The organism is Nocardioides sp. YIM B13467 (assembly GCF_042788075.1).
In the GTDB taxonomy this organism is placed as follows: Bacteria; Actinomycetota; Actinomycetes; order Propionibacteriales; family Nocardioidaceae; genus Nocardioides.
Genome location: NZ_JBHZPJ010000007.1, coordinates 1 through 18,403, shown reverse-complemented (window position 1 = coordinate 18,403; position 18,403 = coordinate 1). Strand labels below are relative to the sequence as shown.

Here is an 18,403-nt window from a genome sequence, read left to right as displayed (position 1 = left end):
ACACCGCGTGTCCCGTCTGAGGGGGTGAACATCGGGAATCAACTGGACACCTGGAGACATCATGAACATCGCCCTCTGGATCGTCGCCGGGGTATTCGGCGTCGCCTACGTCGCCGGCGGCATCGTGAAGCTGACGATGCCGTATGAGAAGTACGCGGCGAAGCTGCACTGGCCGGAGGATTTCACGCCCGGCAACGTGCGGTTCATGGGCGCCGTGGAGGTTCTGGGTGGCGTCGGCCTGGTCCTTCCGGGCCTGGTCGGCGTTGCGCCGGTCCTGGTGCCGATCGCCGCATCGTGCATGGCGCTCTACATGGCCGGAGCGATCACCGAACGGCTCCGGCGCGGTGAGTACAAGGAGCTGCTCGGTGACCTGCTCTTCCTGGCCGCGATGATCTTCGTCGCCTGGGGGCGCTTCGCGATCGAGCCGTTCTAGCGGCCGGGTGGACTCCTCGGCCATTCCGCCTCGGGCGAGTGGCCATCCGTCCCTGACGAGTAGGCCGAAGGTCTCTGCCTGGCGGAGCCCGAAGGGAGCCACGATCGGTGGAGAGGCAACATGCGGTGGGAGGTTCGCCATGGTTCACCTCGCAGGGCGGGTGTTCGAGGATCGCGTCGACGCCGGCCGTCGGCTGGGTAAGCGGCTGGCGCATCTGCGCGGCGAAGGTGCGGTGGTCCTGGGCCTTCCGCGGGGAGGCGTGCCGGTCGCGTTCGAGGTCGCGCAGGAGCTGCACGCGCCGCTGGACGTGATCGTGGTTCGCAAGCTCGGGTTGCCGTTCCAGCCCGAGCTGGCCATGGGGGCGATAGGCGAAGGTGGGTACGAGGTGGTCGACCGGCCACTGATCGCTCACGCGGGTGTGACTGATCAGGAGCTGCATCTGGTCGAGGCCCGTGAACGATCCGAGCTGGAGTCCCGGGTGAGGAGGCTGCGTCGGGGGCGTGATCCGCTCGATCTCACCGGACGCGTCGCGGTCATCGTGGATGACGGCATCGCCACCGGGGCCACGGCGCGGGTCGCGTGTGAAGCGGTGCGCCACAAGGGCGCTCGACGCGTGGTTCTCGCCGTTCCGGTCGGTCCGCCCGAGGTACGCCACGGGGTCGCCGGTGCCGACGAAGTAGTGGTGCTGGAGACTCCGGATCCGTTCCTGGCGGTGGGTTATCACTATCGAGACTTTGCCCCGACCAGTGACGAGGAAGTGGTCGCTCTGCTCGCCGAGGCGGCGAGGCGCGACCGGCGACGCGCGGTCGAGGCTGCGGCCGACTGTGACATCGACGTGGAGATCCCGGCCGGGCGGGTCGTACTCCAGGGGCATCTGCACCTGCCGGACCAGCCCATGGGCGTGGTGGTGTTCGCGCACGGCAGCGGCAGCAGCCGGCACAGCCCCCGCAACAGGTACGTCGCTTCGGTGTTGTACGACGCGGGCCTGGGCACCTTGCTGCTGGACCTGCTCACTCCGGCTGAGGAGCGCGACCGCGCCAACGTGTTCGACATCCAGCTGCTGGCCGACCGGCTCAGCGCGGCGGTCCGCTGGGTGCGGCGGAGGCCGGACGTAGGTGGCGCGTCGGTCGGTCTCTTCGGTGCCAGCACCGGGGCGGGGGCTGCCCTGTGGGCGGCAGCCGACTCGGACCTGGATATCGCCGCCGTCGTATCTCGTGGCGGGCGACCCGATCTCGCCGCCCCGCGGCTGGGGTCGGTGACGGTGCCGACCCTGCTGATCGTCGGCGGAGCCGACACCGCGGTCCTGCGGCTCAACAAGAAGGCGGCCGCTGAGCTGGCCGGCCCGAGTCGCGTGAGCGTCGTACCCGGCGCGACCCATCTGTTCGAGGAGCCAGGCGCCCTGGCTGAGGCCGCTCTGCTCGCCCGGGACTGGTTCCGCCACCACCTCACCGCGGCGAAGGACCACCGTCGCGGGACGACACCAGCGGGGTCCCGATGAGGGAATGGCCCGACGACGCGTTCTCGGCACAGATCCGGGATCTGGCTCTTCCACTGACAGGCCTCCCCGATCTCGACCCGTTGGTCGAGCGGCTGGGCCCGATGCACTTCGCTTGCCTGGGCGAGGCCTCGCATGGCACCCACGAGTTCTACCGGTGGCGGGCGGACCTGAGCCGCCGGCTGATCGAAGAGAAGGGCTTCACGTGGATCGGGGTGGAGGGTGACTGGCCGGACTGCTGGCGGATCAACCGCTGGGTCCGCGGCGTGACCGCCCCCGACCTCAGCGCCCGGCAGGTCCTGGCCGGGTTCGAACGCTGGCCGACCTGGATGTGGGCGAACAGCGACGTCGCCGACTTCCTGGACTGGCTGCGCGCCTGGAACCTCGCCCGACCTGCTGATCAACGAGTCGGGTTCTACGGTCTCGACGTGTACTCGCTGTGGGATTCCCTGCGGGAGCTCATCGCCTGGCTGGACGAGCACGCCCCCGCTGCCGTGGCGCAAGCGCTCCAGGCCTGGAAGTGCTTCGTGCCCTACGGCGAGGACCCGCACCAGTACGCGTGGGCCACGCGCCTGGTGCCGGAGTCCTGTGAGGACGAGGTCGTAGCCGTGCTCGCAGAGGTCCGCCGGCGTGCGGCACCTGCGTCGGGTTCACCGGACGACGAAGGCGCCTTCGACGCGTGGCAGAACGCCGAGGTCGCAACGAACGCCGAGCGCTACTACCGGACCATGGTCCGTGGCGACCGCATGTCCTGGAACATCCGTGACCACCACATGGCCGGCACGGCCGCTCGGATCGCACAACATCTCGGGCCGGGCGCCAAGGGAATGTTGTGGGAACACAACACCCACATCGGAGATGCCCGGGCCACCGATATGGTGCGGGCCGGGATGGTCAATGTGGGGCAGCTGATGAGGGAACGGCATGCCGGTGACGGTGTGGCGCTGGTCGGCTTCGCCGCACACCGGGGAACGGTCCTGGCCGCCTCCGGTTGGGGGGAGCCCGAGGTCGTGTTCGATGTCCCCGCGGCCCTTTGGGGCAGCCACGAGGACCTCCTCCATCGCGTGCTGGGCGAACCAGCCTGCTTGATCTTCCCCCCGGACCGCGCCGGCGGCTGGCTCACCGTTCCGCGAGGGCATCGCGCGATCGGGGTGGTCTACGAACCCCGTCGCGAAGCGGGGAACTACGTCTCCACCGTGATCGGCCAGCGGTACGACGCGCTGATCTGGCTCGAGCAGACAACTGCACTGCGGCCACTCCACCATGAGGCACCACCACGCGAGCCCGAGTACGAAACCGAGCCGTCAGGACTCTGATCGGGGGCCGCGGCAGGCAAGATGCCGCCTTTTGAGTGATGCTCCCGCGGAACCGGGTCGCTAGCCTGACGCCATGGAGCGGCCGTGGCCGCTGACCGGCCGGGACGACGAGCTGCGCAGGGTGGCGGCGGCGATCCGGCCCGGTGCGGCGGGCGTCATCGTTGCGGGTCCGGCGGGGGTGGGGAAGACCCGGCTCGCCCGTGAGGCGTTGGCGGCCGCCGCCGGTCACGGGGGATCCGTCGTCTTCGCCCAGGGGAGCACGGCCGCTCGACCGTTCCCGCTCGGTGCGTTCGCCGGGCTGCTCGACGACCCGCCCGGACAGGCCGCCGAGACCATCGGCCGGGCGCTGGACCAGATCACCCGGAAGCTGCCGCTCGTGCTGACGGTCGACGACGCTCATCTGCTCGACGAGCACTCCGCGATCGTCGTACATCGCGTCGTCGTCCGGCGGATGGCGCCGGTGCTGATCACGCTCCGCACCGGGGAGCCCGCCCCCGACGTCGTGACGTCGCTGTGGAAGGACGAACATCTGCCGCGCCTGGACCTGGCGCCGCTGGATGCCGAGGAGAGCACTCGGCTGATCGCCCGGGTGCTCGGCGGTCCGGTCGACACGGACTCCGCGCACCGGTTGTGGACGATGACCGAGGGCAGCCCGCTGTTCCTGCGGCACCTGCTGGCCGGGGAGGTCGCGGCGGGGCGGTTCACGGCGGCGTCCGGGATCTGGCGGTGGACCAGCGAACCGGCGATCTCGCCGGAGCTCGCCGGTCTCCTGGAGCGGGAGATCGGGGATCTCGCGGCCGGGGTGCGTGACGTCGTCGACCTGGTCGCCCTGGCCGAGCCGGTGGCGGTCCCGACGCTGTCCGCGCTGACCTCGGCCGCCGACCTCGAGGAGGCGGAGGAGCGTGGGCTGGTGCGTACCGACGGGGTGGTCGCCCGGCTGGCACACCCCCTCTACGGCGAGGTACGCCGCGCCGCGATGGGCACGCTGCGCGCCCGCCGCCTCCGCGGCCGGGTGGCGCTCACCCTGGACCCGGAGCCCGACCCGATCCCCCGCGCCGTACTGACCCTCGACTCCGACCTGCCACCGGAACCGGCGCTGTTCCTGCGGGCCGCCGAGGCCGCGACCCGGATGTACGACCTGCCGCTGGCCGAGCGGCTGGCACGCGCGGCCGCTGCCACCGGCGACATCGCCGCCAGGGTCGTGCACGGCGCGGCGCTCTCGTGGCTCAGCCGCGGCGAGGAGGCCGAGGCGATCCATGAGGACATCGTCGCCACCGCGTCCGACCCGGGGCTGCTCGCGATGGTGCAGCTGCACCGCACCGGCAACCTGCTCTTCACGATGGCCCGGCCCGACGAGGCCCACCAGGCGCTGGCCGCAGCCGAGGCCACCGGGGCAGCCCCGGTCCACGTCGCCGCCATGGCGCTCGTCCTGCGCCTGGTGGACGGCGAGATCTCTGCCGTGCTCGCCCGGGCGCCGCAGCTGCTCCGGAGCGAGATTCCCGACGACCTGGCCGGGATCCTGGTCGCCACATCTGCGTCCGCGGCGGCCGCCGTCACCGGTGGCCGCGAGCTCCTCGACGAGGCCGCCGTCGTGGGCGGACTGACCGCCGACCGGGTGCCGACCGTCATCCCTGGCTTCGGGCTCGCCGACTTCCAGGTGCTCGGACACCGTCTTGCCGGCACACCGGACCGGGGTGCGGACCTGGCCCGGAGGATGCGGGCCGCATCGGCCGACCTCCCCGGGCCCGCCAGGCTCATGGGGCTCGTCGTCGCAGGTCACGCGGCCCTTGCCGAGGGCCGCCTGCTCGATGCGCTGCTCTCGCTGCGCGAGGCCTGGGCCGCGCTGGAGGGCTCCGGCCACGAGTTCCGGTTCCGGTGCCGTACGTTGCTGGCGACCGCCCTGGCGCAGGCGGGTCGACCGGAGGGCGCCGCGCCGCTGCTGTCTGGCGTGGCTGCCGGGCACCATCCGGCGTACCGGCTCTATCTGCCCGACGATCGCCTCGCGCTGGCGTGGGGTGCCGCGGCCGAGGGGTGGACGACGGAGGCGATCGGCCACGCGGTCGCCGCGGCGGATCTCGCTCGCGAGGCGGGTTCGCCGGCGTACGAGGTCCTCGCCTGGCAGACCGCGGTCCAGCTCGGCGACACGACCGTGGCGCCGGCCCGCCGGCTCGCCCCGCTGGCCGGACTCGGCCCTCGCGCCGACGCGGCCCTGGCCCATGCCCGAGCGTGGGCCGACGAGGACGGCGACGCGCTGCTCCGGGTGGCGCATGCGTGGGCCCGGCTCGGTGACCTCGTCGCCGCGGGCGACGCGGCCGCGCAGGCCGCCGACGTGCAGCGCCGCGCGGGGCGGCAGGGGTCGGCCCTGACCGCGGCGGCCACCGCGGCGAAGCTGGCCGAGAGGTCGGGTGCCCGCACCCCGGCGCTGGTGGTCGCGGCCCGGCCGCTGCCGCTGACCGCCCGTGAGCGGGAGATCGCCGCCCTGGCCGCCCGAGGGTTGACGAACAAGGACATCGCGGCGCGACTGACCCTGTCGGTGCGCACCGTCGAGGGGCACCTCTATCGGGCCGGCCACAAGCTCGGCGTCTCCGAACGAGCCGCTCTGGCCGACCCTCTCGGAGTCGAGTAGCGCACTACTCGCACCGCTCCGGCTCCAGCGGCGGATGCTGAACGCACCCGACAGGAGGAGGAGTCATGAGCACCACCTACGTACGGCCCGACGAGGGCCAGCACAGCCCGATGATCGACGGGGACCATGTCGCGAAGGCCGCCGTCAAGGACGCCCAGGGGGCCTTCGAGGTCTTCGAGGTCTTCGCACCCGCCGCCCCGATGGCGCCGCCGCACGTCTCGCCGTGGAGCGGGGTGCTGTACCTGCTCGAGGGGCGCATCACGGCGTACGTCGACGGGAGGGTCTACCACGTCGAGCCCGGCGGCCTGGTCGTCTTCCCGGCCGGCACGCCCGGCACCTTCGAGGTCGTCGGCGACTCCGCCCGAGCCCTGGCGATCACCACCGGCGACGGCGCCGGCCGGTTCTTCGCCGACTTCGCCAGCTCCGTTCCCGCGGACCGGCCGGCCGCGGAATCGATGGCCGCGATCCTGTCGGTCACCGAGCGCCATGGCGTCGCGCTCGCGGGCGGATGATCCGCGCGTCTCAACGACAGGGGGCCTGTCCCGAGACGCGACTCACGCCGCGTTCCGGGACAGGCCCCTGTGTCTGGTCGGGTCGGTGACCCGTCAGAGGTCGCGCCGGATCTCGTCCTCGTGCGGAAGGTCGGGGCTGCGTCGCAGGTTGACGACGGCCAGCGCCAGGCCTCCCCAGATGACCAGCATCGCGACGAGCATCATGACGATGGCGGAGCCACTCATGACTGTGCTCCCTTCTCGTTGAAGTGAACCTGGGACAGAGCTTCAGGGTCTCGCCACTTGGCCTGGGCGGCCAGGAAGCCGAAGACGACGACGGCGCCGGCCGCGCCCCAGCCGAAGACGGCGAGCATCCAGCCCGGGTATCCGCCGTACGGGGTCTTCGCGTCTTCCCAGAAGGCGAGCCCGAGGACGAGGATCAGGCCGATCGGGGCGACGATGCTGACCAGGATCCGCCACCAGGCACCGACGACGATCGAGCTGCCGTCGGACAGGTGAGCGCTGAAGGTCGGCAGCACGCGCAGCCCCCAGCTCAGGACCAGCATCGAGATCACGGCGACCAGGAGGATGCCGAACTGGTTGATGAAGTGGTCGAGGATGTCGAGCACGTAGAGCCCGCTCGTGGTCGAGAAGAACACCAGGCTGATCACGGCCATCGGCACGGTGACCGCGACGGTGGCACCGGTGCGGGTCATCTCGAACTTGTCACGTACGGCGGAGATCACGACCTCGATCACGGACACCAGCGACGTGAAGCCGGCGACGACGAGCGACAGGAAGAAGAGCACGCCGATCAGCGCACCCGCCGGCGCCTCGCTGATGATCGCAGGGAAGGCCACGAACGCCAGACCGACGCCAGAGGTGGCGACCTCGTTGACGGCGACACCACTGGCCTGAGCCATGAAGCCGAGGGCGGCGAAGACGCCGATGCCGGCGAGCAGCTCGAAGCTGGAGTTGGCGAAGCCGACCACGAGCCCCGAGCCCGGCATGTCGGTGTGCTTGTGGACGTAGGAGGAGTAGGTGATCATGATGCCGAAGCCGATGGACAGCGAGAAGAAGATCTGGCCGTACGCCGCAGCCCACACCGTCGCGTCGGTCAGTGCGCCCCAGTCCGGGGTGAAGAGGGCGTTCAGCCCTTCGGCCGCACCGGGCAGGAAGAGCGACCGCACCACGAGGATCCCGAAGGCGACCACGAGGATCGGGATGAAGATGACGGAGGTCGCGCCGATGCCCTTCTGCACGCCGAGCAGCATCACGGCCAGGATCGCCGCCCACACCAACAGCAGCGGGATCAGGACACCCCACACCGGGGTGGCGTCGACGCCCGGGGTGGCACCGACCTGGAGGAACTTGCCGAAGAAGAACCCCTCCGGGTCGTCACCCCAGGCCTTGGTGAAGCTGAAGATCGTGTAGCGCACAGCCCACGCCATCACGGCTGCGTAGTAGACGGCGATCATGAAGCAGATGCCGACCTGCCACCAGCCCAGGCCCTCGGTGCCGCGGCGCAGGCGCGCGAACGACAGCGGCGCGGAGCCGCGGTAGCGGTGGCCCAGTGCGTAGTCGAGGAACAGGAACGGGATTCCGGCTGTCAGCAACGCCACGATGTAGGGGATGACGAACGCGCCACCTCCGTTGTCGTAGGCGACGTAGGGGAAACGCCAGATGTTTCCCAGGCCCACCGCGGAGCCGATCGCCGCGAAGATGAAGACCTGTCGCGATGAGAACGCGCCGCGTTTTGCCGCGGCCGCTTCCTGCACGCCCTCAGGTGTCGTGCTCATATCCGCCTCCTTGCTCGATATGTGCGTGGCGCTTGTGGCGCCGAACGTACTGCTGGACGGCGCTTGTGACGCCGATCACAGACAATAGTCATCCGCCTGCTGACGGGCGACTTCGGGGTTTCGACAGCTGTCGCAGTGGTGGCGACCCATTGACAATGTTCAGATACTTGTCGATGTGTATGAGACATGAACTCAGATCTGTCTCACAACTGGGTTGCGTACACCCCGTTGTCCGGGGAGTCGTGGGCCGACCCGTGGCCGATGTACGCCGCGCTGCGCGAGCATGACCCGGTCCACCACGTCGCTCGGGGTGACTACTGGGTCCTGACCAGGCACGACGATGTCTTCGCGGCGGTGCGTGACCACGAGACGTACAGCTCGACCGGCGGGCTGACGACAGCACACGACGAGCTCGAGCGGATCGGGCTGGTCGACAACCCGCCGATGGTGATGACCGATCCGCCGGCCCACACGGCATTCCGGAAGCTGGTGAACCGCGGGTTCACGCCGAAGCAGGTCGAGGACGTGACTCCCCGGGTCATACAGTTCGTCGTCGAGCGGGTCGAGCAGCTCAGGGCAGCGGGCGGCGGCGACATCGTCACGGAGCTGTTCAAGCCGCTGCCGAGCATGGTGGTGGCCCACTACCTCGGCGTTCCCGAGGTGGACTGGGATCGGTTCGACGTGTGGACGGATGCGATCGTGACGGCCAACGCGGCGCAGGACGAGAGCATCGGAGCCGGTGCCGCCGCCGAGCTGATGGGCTACTTCGCCGAGCTGATCGAGCGGCGCCGGCGGGAGCCCGGTGACGACACCGTCTCCCATCTCGTCGCCGCCGGGGAGGCCGACGACGACGCCGGGCTGCTGCGGGTGCTCGCGTTCGCCTTCACGATGGTGGCCGGCGGCAACGACACGACGACGGGGCTGCTGGGTGGCGGACTGCCGCTGCTGGCGGACCGCCCCGACCAGCGCGAGCTCGCTCTGCAGGACGTCCCCGCCGCCGTCGAGGAGCTGCTACGGCTCACCTCGCCCGTGCAGGGGCTCGCCCGGACCACCACCCGCGACGTCACGATCCACGACGTCACCATCCCCTCGGGGAAGAAGGTCCTGCTCTGCTACGCGGCCGCGAACCGGGACCCGCGCGCCTTCGGCGCCGACGCCGAGGAGCTCGACGTCACCCGCCGGCCCCGCCAGATCCTCACCTTCGCCCACGGGGCGCATCACTGCCTGGGTGCCGCGGCCGCCCGGATGATGGGCCGGGTGACGCTCACCGAGATACTCACCCGGATGCCATCCTTCACCGTCGACCACGACTCCCTGCGGTGGGCACCGGGGAGCTACGTACGCAGGCCCGTCAGCCTCCACGTCGAGGTCGTCTGATGAGCTGGCTCGAGGCGGAGCGGACCGAGCTCGCCGCCGAGCGGATCCTCGACGCCGCGGGCGAGCTCTTCGTGGAGCGAGGCGTCGACAAGCCGGGCATGGACGAGGTGGCCCGCGCGGCCGGTTGCTCGCGCGCGACCCTGTATCGCTACTTCGAGAACCGGCAGGCGCTGATCTACGCCTTCGCCCACCGCGAAGCGCGGCTCATCACCAAGCAGGTCGCCCGGGCCACGACCGACGTGTCCGACCCCCGCAGTCGCGTGGTCGAGGCCGTCGTCGCCTGCCTCGCCGCCGTGCGCGAGCGCCCCCACCTCGCCGCCTGGTACGCCGGTGACAGCACCCTGCTGCGCGAGGTCCTCCACGACTCCCCGGTCATCCGCGGAGTCGCGCAGAGCTATCTCGCCGCCGACCCGGACGCCACCGATCCCGACCTCGCCGACTGGGTCCTGCGCATCATCCTGTCGTTCCTCACCAGCCCCGGCGACGACGAAGAGGCAGAGCGCCGCTTGGTGGAGCGGTTCCTCGTGGTGCCGCCGGGCACCAGGTAGACCAAGGCTGAAAGCTCACGTGCCACTAGCCGCGGCGCTCGGCGGCTGCGAACTCCGCGCGCATCCAGGCGCACCACTCCAGTGCCGTACGCCGTGACCGGATGCCTCCTTCGAGGGTGATCCGCGTGGCGAACAGCGGGTTCGACGGGTCACGGATGCCGGGGCGGTCGGCGATCTCGGCCAGCTCCTCGAGATAGCGGTCGAGTACGCCCTGGTGGACCGCCTCGAGCCGGCCGACCAGCTCGGTGGCGGCGTCAGGCTCGACGGTCCAGATCGACCACAGCCGGAGGATCTCCAGGTCACGGACCGGCTGCGGCTCGAGGTCGCCGATGACCCATGCGGCCAGAGCGGCCCGACCGGTCTCGGTGATCCGGTAGCGCTTCGTCGGTCTGGGGCCGGCTCCTTCGATGACCTCGTGCTCGACCAGCCCAGCGGCGTCGAGACGGTTCAGCTCCGGGTAGATCTGGGAGTGGCGGGCGGTCCAGAAGTAGCCGATCGGCTGCCGCATCCGCTGCGCGACCTCGTAGCCGGTGCTCGCCCGCCGTGCCAGCAGGCCGAGGATCGCGAAGCCGAGGTTGGATGCGGTCGCCCCGGGATCATTCATATGTCAATATTGACATATGCGGAGCGTGAAGGGCGTAGCGGCCGAGGCGGCGATCCTCGGCTTGGTGCTGGCTGGGTGCGGTGCTGAGAACGGTGCCGAGGGGGACGGTGCGGGTCAGGCGAAGGCGTCGGGCAGCGCGCTGCCGACGGACGGGCCGTACATCCAAGGTGAGCTCGGCGGCTGCTTCCTGCCGGAGACCGACGCCGGGGTGGAGCCGACGCAGGTCGCCGGCAAGGGGCTCGAGCTGCCGGCCATCCGCTTCTCTCCTCCGGACGGCCGGGAACCGTCGGCGGTGCTGGTGATGCTCCACCAGACCGACGGCGACCGCTGCGGCTGGGGTGACTTCGCGATCCTGGCGGCTCTCCAGGGCGTCGCCGGCCTCTCGTACGACCAGTGTGGCTACGGCGATGCCGAGTGCGGGATCAAGGATCCCGACGACCCGGTGCCGCAGGTGCGGGCCGCGCTGAGCGAGGTCGAGAAGCAGTGGCCGGATGCGCCGGTCGTGCTGGTCGGTGCCTCGATGGGAGGAAGCCAGACCGTGCGGGCCGTCGCCGCCGGCGTGGACGTCGACGGCTGGGTCGACCTGTCGGGGCCATCGAGCTGGGCCGGCGTCGACCTGGCCTCGGTCGCCGACTCGATCACGACGCCGGGTCTGATCGCCATCGCCGAGGACACCGACGGCGCCGAGGAGGCCGACGCCGCCCAGGCGCTGGCGCAGGTCACGTCGTCGGAGTTCGTGCCCGCCGAGGCGGGGCACGGCTGGGAGCTGGTGGTCGAGGAGGGCCGGTTCTCGCCGCTCGGTCAGCAGGTCATCACGTACGCCACGAGGTGATCTCGGCCCGCTATCGCCCGGGGAAGGTCGCGATCGGCAGGACGATCGAGAGTCGCTCTGCGGCAGCCCGTAGGTGAGGGAGCAGGTCGACCATCCGGGCCATCTCCATCCGATAGGACGGGGCCGCGATCGAGACCGCGGCCACGGCGTGGCCATCAGGGCTGAGGACGGGGACACCGAGCGCGCGGATGCCGATCTCGTGCTCCTCGTCCGCGACGGCGTACCCCTGCTCGCGCACCTGGTCGATCATCCCCGCGAACGCGGCGCGGTCCGAGATCGTATGAGGAGTCTTGGCGACCAGGTCGAGGTCGTCGACCAGCTGTTTCCGCTCGGCGTCGGGGGCGTACGCCACCAGCACCTTGCCCATCGAGGTGCAGTGCAGCGGGCCGAGACCGCCCGGGGTGCCGATCACACTGACCTGCTGCGGGCCCTGGACGTGGTGGACGTAGAGCTGGTTGTGGGCCGAGCGGACCGACATCAGCGAGGTCTCGCGGGTCTGCTCGGTGAGCTCCTCCAGCGCGGGCAGGGCTGAGCCGGCGAAGCCGCGGCGGTGCGCGACGTACTGGGCCAGCGAGAAGACCTTGAGCCCGAGGGAGTAGCGCTTGCTGTCCTCATCGAAGGTTGCGAAGCCGTCGCGGATCAGCGCCGCCGCGAGCCGGTGGCAGGTGCTGAGCGGGAAGCCGGTCTCCCGGCTGAGGGTGGAGAGCGGTACGCCGGAGGGGTAGGCGGCGAGGTGGTCCAGCAGGAGCAGCGCCTTGCCGACCATGTCGCGCTTCGCCGCCGCATCCGTCGTGTCATCCATGGCGCCATTCTTCCATAGATCCTTCCATATCGTGGAAGCGATATCTGAAAGATGGAAGGAACTCGTTGACGGGCCGATGTGGCCGCCGCCACACTCGCATGGTGAAAGTGACTTCCGCCACGCGGGAGTGGAGCGAAAGGAAACCCCTGATGAGCACCTCCGACCTCCGTGCCGACTCCGGCGCGGCGACGATGGGCACGCAGCGCTGGGCGCGCCTGCTGCCGATCGTCTTCATCACCTACAGCCTCGCCTATCTCGATCGCTCCAACTTCTCCATCGGCATCGCCGGCGGGATGGAGGAGGAGCTCGCCATCACGCCGGCGGTCTCCGCGCTTATCGGCGCGGCGTTCTTCCTGGGCTACTTCGCCTTCCAGATCCCGGGAGCGATCTACGCCGAGCGGCGCAGCGTACGGTCGCTGATCTTCTGGAGCCTCCTCGCCTGGGGCGTGCTCGCCTCGGTGCAGGGGCTGCTCAGCTCGGCGACCGCGCTGATCGTCGTACGCTTCCTGATCGGCGTCGTCGAAGCGGCGGTGCTGCCGGCGATGGTGATCTTCCTCAGCCACTGGTTCACCAGCCGCGAGCGCGGCCGTGCCAACACGTTCCTCATCCTCGGCAACCCGGTCACGGTGCTGTGGCTGACGGTCGTCTCCGGCTTCCTCATCGAGGCCACCAGCTGGCGGTGGATGTTCATCATCGAGGGCCTGCCCGCGGTCGCCTGGGCGTTCGTGTTCCGGGCGATGGTCAGCGACCACCCCGAGCAGGCGAAGTGGCTCAACCCGGCCGAGCGCGACGCCGTCGTCGACCAGCTCAACCAGGAGCAGCGCGCGCTGACCCCGATGAAGGGCTACGGCGAGGCGTTCCGGTCGCGCAACGTCATCCTGCTCTCGCTGCAGTACTTCCTGTGGAGCGTCGGGGTCTACGGCTTCGTGTTCTGGCTTCCCTCGATGGTGAAGGCGGCCTCGGGCCAGGGCATCGGGATGTCCGGGCTCATCTCGGGGATCCCGTACGTCCTCGCGGTCGTGCTGATGATCCTCAACAGCCGCGCCTCCGACCGCGCCGGGACGCGTGGCCGGTTCGTGTGGCCATGGCTGCTGCTCGGCGCGGTGGCGTTCTACGGCTCCTACCTGCTCGGGCCCGACCAGTTCTGGCTCTCCTTCGCCCTGCTCGCCGCCGCCGGCGGTGCCATGTACGCGCCGTACGGGCCGTACTTCGCGCAGATCCCGGAGTTCCTGCCACGCAACGTGGCCGGAGCGGCGATCGCGCTGATCAACTCTTTCGGTGCGCTCGGCGGGTTCGCCGGCAGCTACCTCGTCGGCTGGCTGAACGGCACGACCGGGAGCACCGACGCGTCGTTCCTGCTGATGGCGGGCTGCCTGGCGCTGGCCGCAGTGGTCATGCTGCTGGTCAAGGCGCCGGCCGCGGAGACGGCTCGATGAGGATCGCCCGGATCGAGCATCCGCACGGGATCGACCATGCGGTCGTCGAGACCGACGGCTACCGGCTGATCGAGGACCTGTTCGCTGACGAGATCCGGTGCCGGGACCGGTGGGTGGCGCTCGCCGACGCCCGCCTGCTCGCTCCGGTCGAGCCGCGCACGGTGGTCGGGATGGCCCACAACACCGGGCCGGGAGACCGGCTCCTGCCGCCGCAGGCGTTCCTCAAGCCGGCCAGGTCCGTGATCGGACCCGGCGAGCCGGTGCCGGTGCCGGCCGACCTCGGACTGGTCCATGCCGAGGCCGAGCTCGCGGTCGTGATCGGACGCTCGGGCACGGTGCTGGGCTACACGGTCGCCAACGACGTCACCGGGCGCGACCTGCAGACCGAGGACCCGCTGTGGACCCGGGCAAAGGGACAGCGCGGGTTCACCCCGATCGGTCCCTGGATCGAGACCGATCTCGACCCGGCCCGTGCGATGGTCGGACTCGCGGTCGACGACGCGACCGCGCCGCGGGCGGGCACTGATCAGCTGGCCCGAAGCGTCGCCGAGGTGGTCGCATGGGTCAGCGAGTTCCTCCCGCTGGGCCCGGGCGACGTGATCCTGACCGGCGCCCCGGGGGCCAGCCTTCCGATCCGGCCGGGACAGCAGGTCACCGCGAGCGTCGCGGGTATCGGAGAGCTGGTCAGTCCGGTGGCTGAGGGCAATCGGGAGAGGCGTACGGAGAGGGGTGTGGCATGACCGGCATCGACACCGGAATCGACGCGGTCACCTTCGGAGAGGCGATGGCCATGTTCGTGGCCCAGGAGAGCGGACCGCTGCATCGGGCGTCGACCTTCGCGCAGGCGACGGCCGGGGCCGAGACCAACGTGGCGACCGGGCTGGCCCGGCTGGGCCATCGCTCCGGCTGGATCGGACGCCTGGGCAAGGACCCGCTGGGCCTGTTCATCGAGGAGGAGCTCGGCCGCTGCGGCATCGACCTGTCGCGGGTCGAGATCGACCGTGAAGCGCCGACCGGTTTCCAGCTGAAGTCGCGGGCCGACGGCGGCGACCCGGAGGTGGTCTACTTCCGGCGTGGGTCCGCGGGGAGCCGGCTGGCGTGGAGCGATGCGATGGGGGCGTACGTCTCCTCTGCCCGTCATCTCCACCTGACCGGCATCCCGCTGGCGATCTCCGAGACGGCGCGCGACTTCGCGTTCCGGGCGGTGGCCGCGGCTCGGGCGAGCGGTGCGAGCGTCTCGTTCGATCCGAACCTGCGGCCGTCGCTGTGGGCCAGCGAGCAGGAGATGGTCTCCGTCGTGAACGAAGTGGCGGCGCTCGCCGACTGGGTGCTCCCGGGCGTCGAGGAGGGGCGGGTGCTGACCGGGCACAGCGACCCTGCTCGCATCGCCGAGCACTATCTCGCCGCGGGCGTCGCGCGCGTGGTCGTCAAGAACGGCTGTGCCGGCGCCGTCGCATTCGGTCCGGAAGGCACCGTCCGGCAGCGTGCGTTCCAGGTCGAGGCGGTGGACACCGTCGGCGCAGGCGACGGCTTCGCCGCCGGGCTGATCAGTGCCCATCTTGACGGTCTGGAGCTCGGGCCGGCGCTCGAGCGGGCCGCTGCGGTGGGTGCGTTGGCCACCACATCCGTGGGCGACAAGGACGGCCTTCCCGACCGAGAACAGCTGGAGCGCTTCCTGGCGACCAGCTCGGTGGCCGCATGACATCAGCGAAAGGAAACGACTCGATGCGCGTACTCGTGCCGTGGGCCCACCTGGAGGGCCAGATGGGCGGCTGGCCCGACGGCCTGGAGGTGGAGGTGTTCGATGGCACCGGCTCCCCGCCGGCCGACGTCTCCGACGTGGCGTTCTACGTGCTGCCGTACGGCCGGAGCGCCGGGCGAGACCTGCTGCCGAGGATGCCTGCGCTCCGTGCCGTACAGAGCCTGAGTGCGGGCGTGGAGAAGGTGCTCCCGCTCATCGGCCCCGAGGTCACCCTGTGCAACGGGCGTGGCCTGCACGACGCCAGCGCCGCCGAGCACGGGCTCGGCCTGATCCTCGCCGCCCAACGGGAGCTGCCCCGCTGGGTGCGCGATCAGGATGCCGCCCGCTGGCTGCCGGAGCACACCAGGTCGCTGGCCGACTCGCGGGTGGTGATCGTCGGGTACGGCTCGATCGGCACCGCGCTCGAGCAGCGCCTGCTCGCCTGCGAGGCCGAGGTGGTGCGGGTCGCGTCGAGGGCTGATCCGGCGCGCGACGTCCACGGTGTGGGCGAGCTGCCGAGCCTGCTGCCCACCGCCGACATCGTCGTGCTCACGCTCCCCGAGAAGCCCGGCACCATCGGTCTGATCGGCGCCGAGCAGCTCGCCCTGATGCCCGACGGCGCGCTCGTGGTCAACATCGGCCGGGGCCGCACGCTCGACACCGGCGCGCTCCTCGCCGAGCTCGCCACCGGGCGGTTGCGAGCGGCGCTCGACGTCGTCGATCCCGAGCCGCTCCCCGCCGATCACCCGCTGTGGTCGATCGCGGGCGCGATCGTCACACCTCACGTCGGCGGCGGTGCGGCGACCTTCTACCCGCGGGCCGAGCGCCTGGTGGCCGAGCAGCTGCGGCGCTTCGCCGAAGGTCGCCGGCTGCTCAACGTCGTGCCCCGCCCGGGCCCGGCCACACCTCCCTGATCCTGCCCGCAAGACTCTCCGATCGGGGAGGTTGCTCCGCTCACGCCGTGATTAACGTGCGAACGGTCACCCCGTGAGAGGAGCAGCAGATGGAACCCCAGAACGAGTCGAACCCGGTGGACATCGCCAGCGACGTCGCCACCGAGGACCTCATCGAGGAGGTCTCGATCGACGGAATGTGCGGCGTCTACTGATGCCCGATCGCATGCTCGAGGAGCCGTGGACACTCTCGCCCTCGGTGGCGCTGCGTCCTGAGCCCTTCGGTGCCCTCGCCTACCACTTCGGCAACCGGAAGCTGACCTTCCTCAAGCGGCCGGAGCTGGTCGAGGTGGTCCGGCTCCTCGAGCAGCACCCTCGTCTCGGCAGCGCGCTCGACGCCGCCGGCATCCCGCCGGATCAGCACGACGCCTACGCAGCGGCGCTCCGCGCCCTCGCCGAGACCGACATGATCCGCCCCCGCCATGAGGAGGCAGTGTGACCCTCGCACCAGAACGCCCCACCACTCCCACGGGCCGTCCCGCAGGCGGCAGCCTCGTCGAGCAGTTCGAGTTCGGCCTCGACGCCCCGATCTGCCTGACCTGGGAGCTGACGTACGCCTGCAACCTCGAGTGCGCCCATTGCCTGTCGAGCTCGGGCCGGCGCGACCCGCGCGAGCTCAGCACGGAGCAGTGCAAGGCGGTCATCGACGAGCTGCAGCGCATGCAGATCTTCTACGTCAACATCGGCGGCGGAGAGCCGACGATCCGCCCCGACTTCTGGGAGCTCGTGGAGTACGCCGTCGACCACCAGGTCGGCGTGAAGTTCTCCACCAACGGCTTCCGAATCACCCCCGAGCGCGCCGCCTTCCTGGCTTCGACCGACTACGTCGACGTACAGATCTCCCTGGACGGCGCGACGGCGGAGGTCAATGACCGGGTCCGTGGAGCGGGTTCGTACGACACCGCGCTCAAGGCGCTGCGGAATCTCCGTGATGCCGGCTTCTCTGACGCCAAGATCTCCGTCGTCTGCACCCGGGAGAACATCGGCCAGCTCGACGACTTCAAGGCCATCGCCGACGAGTACGGCGCGACCCTGCGCCTCACCCGGCTGCGCCCGTCGGGTCGTGGCGCGGACGTCTGGGACGAGCTGCACCCGCTGCCCGAGCAGCAGCGCGAGCTCTACGACTGGCTGATGGCGCACGGAGAGGACGTCCTCACCGGCGACTCCTTCTTCCACCTGGCCGCCTACGGCGAGTCCCTGCCGGGGCTCAACCTGTGCGGCGCCGGGCGGGTGGTGTGCCTGATCGACCCGATCGGCGACGTCTACGCCTGCCCGTTCGCGATCCACGACCAGTTCCTGGCCGGCAACCTGCTCGGTGAGGGCGGCTTCGGCGAGGTGTGGCAGTCCTCACCGCTGTTCACCGAGCTGCGCTCGCCGCAGACCGGCGGAGCCTGCACGAAGTGCCAGCACTTCGACGCGTGCCGCGGTGGCTGCATGGCGGCCAAGTTCTTCACCGGCCTGCCGCTGGACGGCCCGGACCCGGAGTGCGTCCAGGGCTACGGCGAGGCGGCGCTCGCGGGCGACCGACTCGTGCCGACGGCGAGCCAGGACCACTCTCGCAGCCAGGCCAGCCGCAACGCACCGGTGCTGCTCAATCTCGGTGCCACCAGGCGGCGCCCCGTCTCCGCCTGCAACGAAGACCCGCTCGCCGGAGGTGACCTGTCGTGAAGCTCGAGAACCCCTGGAAGAAGAACCCGTGGTTCGAGTCGGTCGCGGTGGCCCAGGAACGAGCCCGGCGCCGGCTGCCCAAGCCGGTCTACGGCGCGCTGGTCGCCGGCTCCGAGCGGGGCCAGAGCATGACCGACAACCAGGCGGCCTTCGCCGAGCTCGGCTGGGCGCCCCATGTCGTCGGACAGCACGCCAAGCGTGACCTGGGAACGACCGTCTTCGGCCACTCCGTCCCGCTGCCGGTCCTGATCAGCCCGACCGGGGTCCAGGCCGTACATCCCG

The 18,403-nt window shown here is 70.7% G+C and carries 20 protein-coding genes; 16 read left to right on the top strand and 4 right to left on the bottom strand.

From position 1 onward, the window contains the following. Window positions 1–61: 61 nt before the first annotated feature. The 5 genes from ACFX43_RS01640 (at window position 62) to ACFX43_RS01620 (ending at window position 6,382) form a co-directional block, all read left to right on the top strand. Window positions 62–433: a DoxX family protein gene (locus ACFX43_RS01640; protein ID WP_378816195.1), complete on the top strand. Its 372-nt coding sequence runs from the start codon at window positions 62–64 to the stop codon at window positions 431–433. A 139-nt stretch (window positions 434–572) separates the two neighbouring features. Further along, window positions 573–1,931 (top strand): phosphoribosyltransferase family protein, encoded by a 1,359-nt coding sequence (locus ACFX43_RS01635; protein WP_378816193.1) that lies wholly within the window; start codon window positions 573–575, stop codon window positions 1,929–1,931. Further along, window positions 1,928–3,244: an erythromycin esterase family protein gene (locus ACFX43_RS01630; protein WP_378816190.1), complete on the top strand. Its 1,317-nt coding sequence runs from the start codon at window positions 1,928–1,930 to the stop codon at window positions 3,242–3,244. The genes ACFX43_RS01635 and ACFX43_RS01630 overlap by 4 nt, the downstream gene beginning before the upstream one ends. Before the next feature lie 73 nt (window positions 3,245–3,317). Further along, on the top strand, window positions 3,318–5,870 hold the full coding sequence (locus ACFX43_RS01625) for a LuxR C-terminal-related transcriptional regulator (protein WP_378816188.1): 2,553 nt from the start codon (window positions 3,318–3,320) through the stop codon (window positions 5,868–5,870). A gap of 65 nt (window positions 5,871–5,935) precedes the next feature. Then, a complete protein-coding gene (locus ACFX43_RS01620; RefSeq protein ID WP_378816185.1) occupies window positions 5,936–6,382 on the top strand; it encodes a cupin domain-containing protein in 447 nt (148 codons plus the stop codon). A gap of 93 nt (window positions 6,383–6,475) precedes the next feature. Here the strand turns inward: ACFX43_RS01620 and ACFX43_RS01615 are convergent, their stop codons facing one another. Beyond that, on the bottom strand, window positions 6,476–6,607 hold the full coding sequence (locus ACFX43_RS01615; protein WP_378816182.1) for a methionine/alanine import family NSS transporter small subunit: 132 nt from the start codon (window positions 6,605–6,607) through the stop codon (window positions 6,476–6,478). Next, entirely contained in the window at window positions 6,604–8,160 is a 1,557-nt protein-coding gene (locus ACFX43_RS01610; RefSeq protein ID WP_378816181.1) for a sodium-dependent transporter, read from the bottom strand. The genes ACFX43_RS01615 and ACFX43_RS01610 overlap by 4 nt, the downstream gene beginning before the upstream one ends. Before the next feature lie 186 nt (window positions 8,161–8,346). On the opposite strand from ACFX43_RS01610, the gene ACFX43_RS01605 reads away from it, so the two are divergent. Continuing rightward, complete coding sequence (locus ACFX43_RS01605) at window positions 8,347–9,537, top strand: cytochrome P450 (RefSeq protein WP_378816179.1); 1,191 nt, start codon at window positions 8,347–8,349, stop codon at window positions 9,535–9,537. Then, window positions 9,537–10,085, top strand: coding sequence for a TetR/AcrR family transcriptional regulator (locus ACFX43_RS01600; RefSeq protein ID WP_378816176.1), 549 nt, complete (start codon window positions 9,537–9,539; stop codon window positions 10,083–10,085). The genes ACFX43_RS01605 and ACFX43_RS01600 overlap by 1 nt, the downstream gene beginning before the upstream one ends. A 25-nt stretch (window positions 10,086–10,110) precedes the next feature. Here ACFX43_RS01600 and ACFX43_RS01595 read toward each other — a convergent pair whose 3' ends face one another. After that, window positions 10,111–10,689, bottom strand: coding sequence for a PadR family transcriptional regulator (locus tag ACFX43_RS01595; RefSeq protein ID WP_378816175.1), 579 nt, complete (start codon window positions 10,687–10,689; stop codon window positions 10,111–10,113). 16 nt (window positions 10,690–10,705) lie between these two features. Between ACFX43_RS01595 and ACFX43_RS01590 the strand changes: the two genes are divergently transcribed. Then, window positions 10,706–11,521, top strand: coding sequence for an alpha/beta hydrolase (locus ACFX43_RS01590; protein ID WP_378816172.1), 816 nt, complete (start codon window positions 10,706–10,708; stop codon window positions 11,519–11,521). 10 nt (window positions 11,522–11,531) lie between these two features. Here ACFX43_RS01590 and ACFX43_RS01585 read toward each other — a convergent pair whose 3' ends face one another. Continuing rightward, window positions 11,532–12,323 carry an IclR family transcriptional regulator gene (locus ACFX43_RS01585; RefSeq protein WP_378816169.1) on the bottom strand — a complete coding sequence of 264 codons (792 nt, stop codon included), beginning with the start codon at window positions 12,321–12,323 and terminating at the stop codon, window positions 11,532–11,534. A 149-nt stretch (window positions 12,324–12,472) separates the two neighbouring features. Here ACFX43_RS01585 and ACFX43_RS01580 point away from each other — a divergent pair, with 149 nt between their 5' ends. The 8 genes from ACFX43_RS01580 to ACFX43_RS01545 all read left to right on the top strand — a co-directional run. Further along, on the top strand, window positions 12,473–13,759 hold the full coding sequence (locus ACFX43_RS01580; RefSeq protein WP_378816167.1) for an MFS transporter: 1,287 nt from the start codon (window positions 12,473–12,475) through the stop codon (window positions 13,757–13,759). Next, complete coding sequence (locus ACFX43_RS01575; protein ID WP_378816164.1) at window positions 13,756–14,499, top strand: fumarylacetoacetate hydrolase family protein; 744 nt, start codon at window positions 13,756–13,758, stop codon at window positions 14,497–14,499. The genes ACFX43_RS01580 and ACFX43_RS01575 overlap by 4 nt, the downstream gene beginning before the upstream one ends. After that, window positions 14,496–15,461: a sugar kinase gene (locus ACFX43_RS01570; protein ID WP_378816161.1), complete on the top strand. Its 966-nt coding sequence runs from the start codon at window positions 14,496–14,498 to the stop codon at window positions 15,459–15,461. The genes ACFX43_RS01575 and ACFX43_RS01570 overlap by 4 nt, the downstream gene beginning before the upstream one ends. Window positions 15,462–15,484: 23 nt before the next feature. After that, entirely contained in the window at window positions 15,485–16,414 is a 930-nt protein-coding gene (locus tag ACFX43_RS01565) for a 2-hydroxyacid dehydrogenase (protein WP_378816159.1), read from the top strand. Between the two features lie 89 nt (window positions 16,415–16,503). Continuing rightward, window positions 16,504–16,608, top strand: coding sequence for a mycofactocin precursor MftA (gene mftA, locus ACFX43_RS01560; protein WP_008355686.1), 105 nt, complete (start codon window positions 16,504–16,506; stop codon window positions 16,606–16,608). After that, entirely contained in the window at window positions 16,608–16,892 is a 285-nt protein-coding gene (gene mftB, locus ACFX43_RS01555; protein ID WP_378816155.1) for a mycofactocin biosynthesis chaperone MftB, read from the top strand. Before mftA ends, mftB begins: the two co-directional genes overlap by 1 nt. After that, the gene (mftC, locus tag ACFX43_RS01550; protein ID WP_378816152.1) at window positions 16,889–18,121 is read left to right on the top strand and encodes a mycofactocin radical SAM maturase; all 1,233 of its coding nucleotides are present in this window, start codon (window positions 16,889–16,891) and stop codon (window positions 18,119–18,121) included. Before mftB ends, mftC begins: the two co-directional genes overlap by 4 nt. Further along, on the top strand, window positions 18,118–18,403 hold a 286-nt coding region (locus ACFX43_RS01545), incomplete at its 3' end, for an alpha-hydroxy-acid oxidizing protein (protein ID WP_378816149.1). The genes mftC and ACFX43_RS01545, both read left to right, overlap by 4 nt.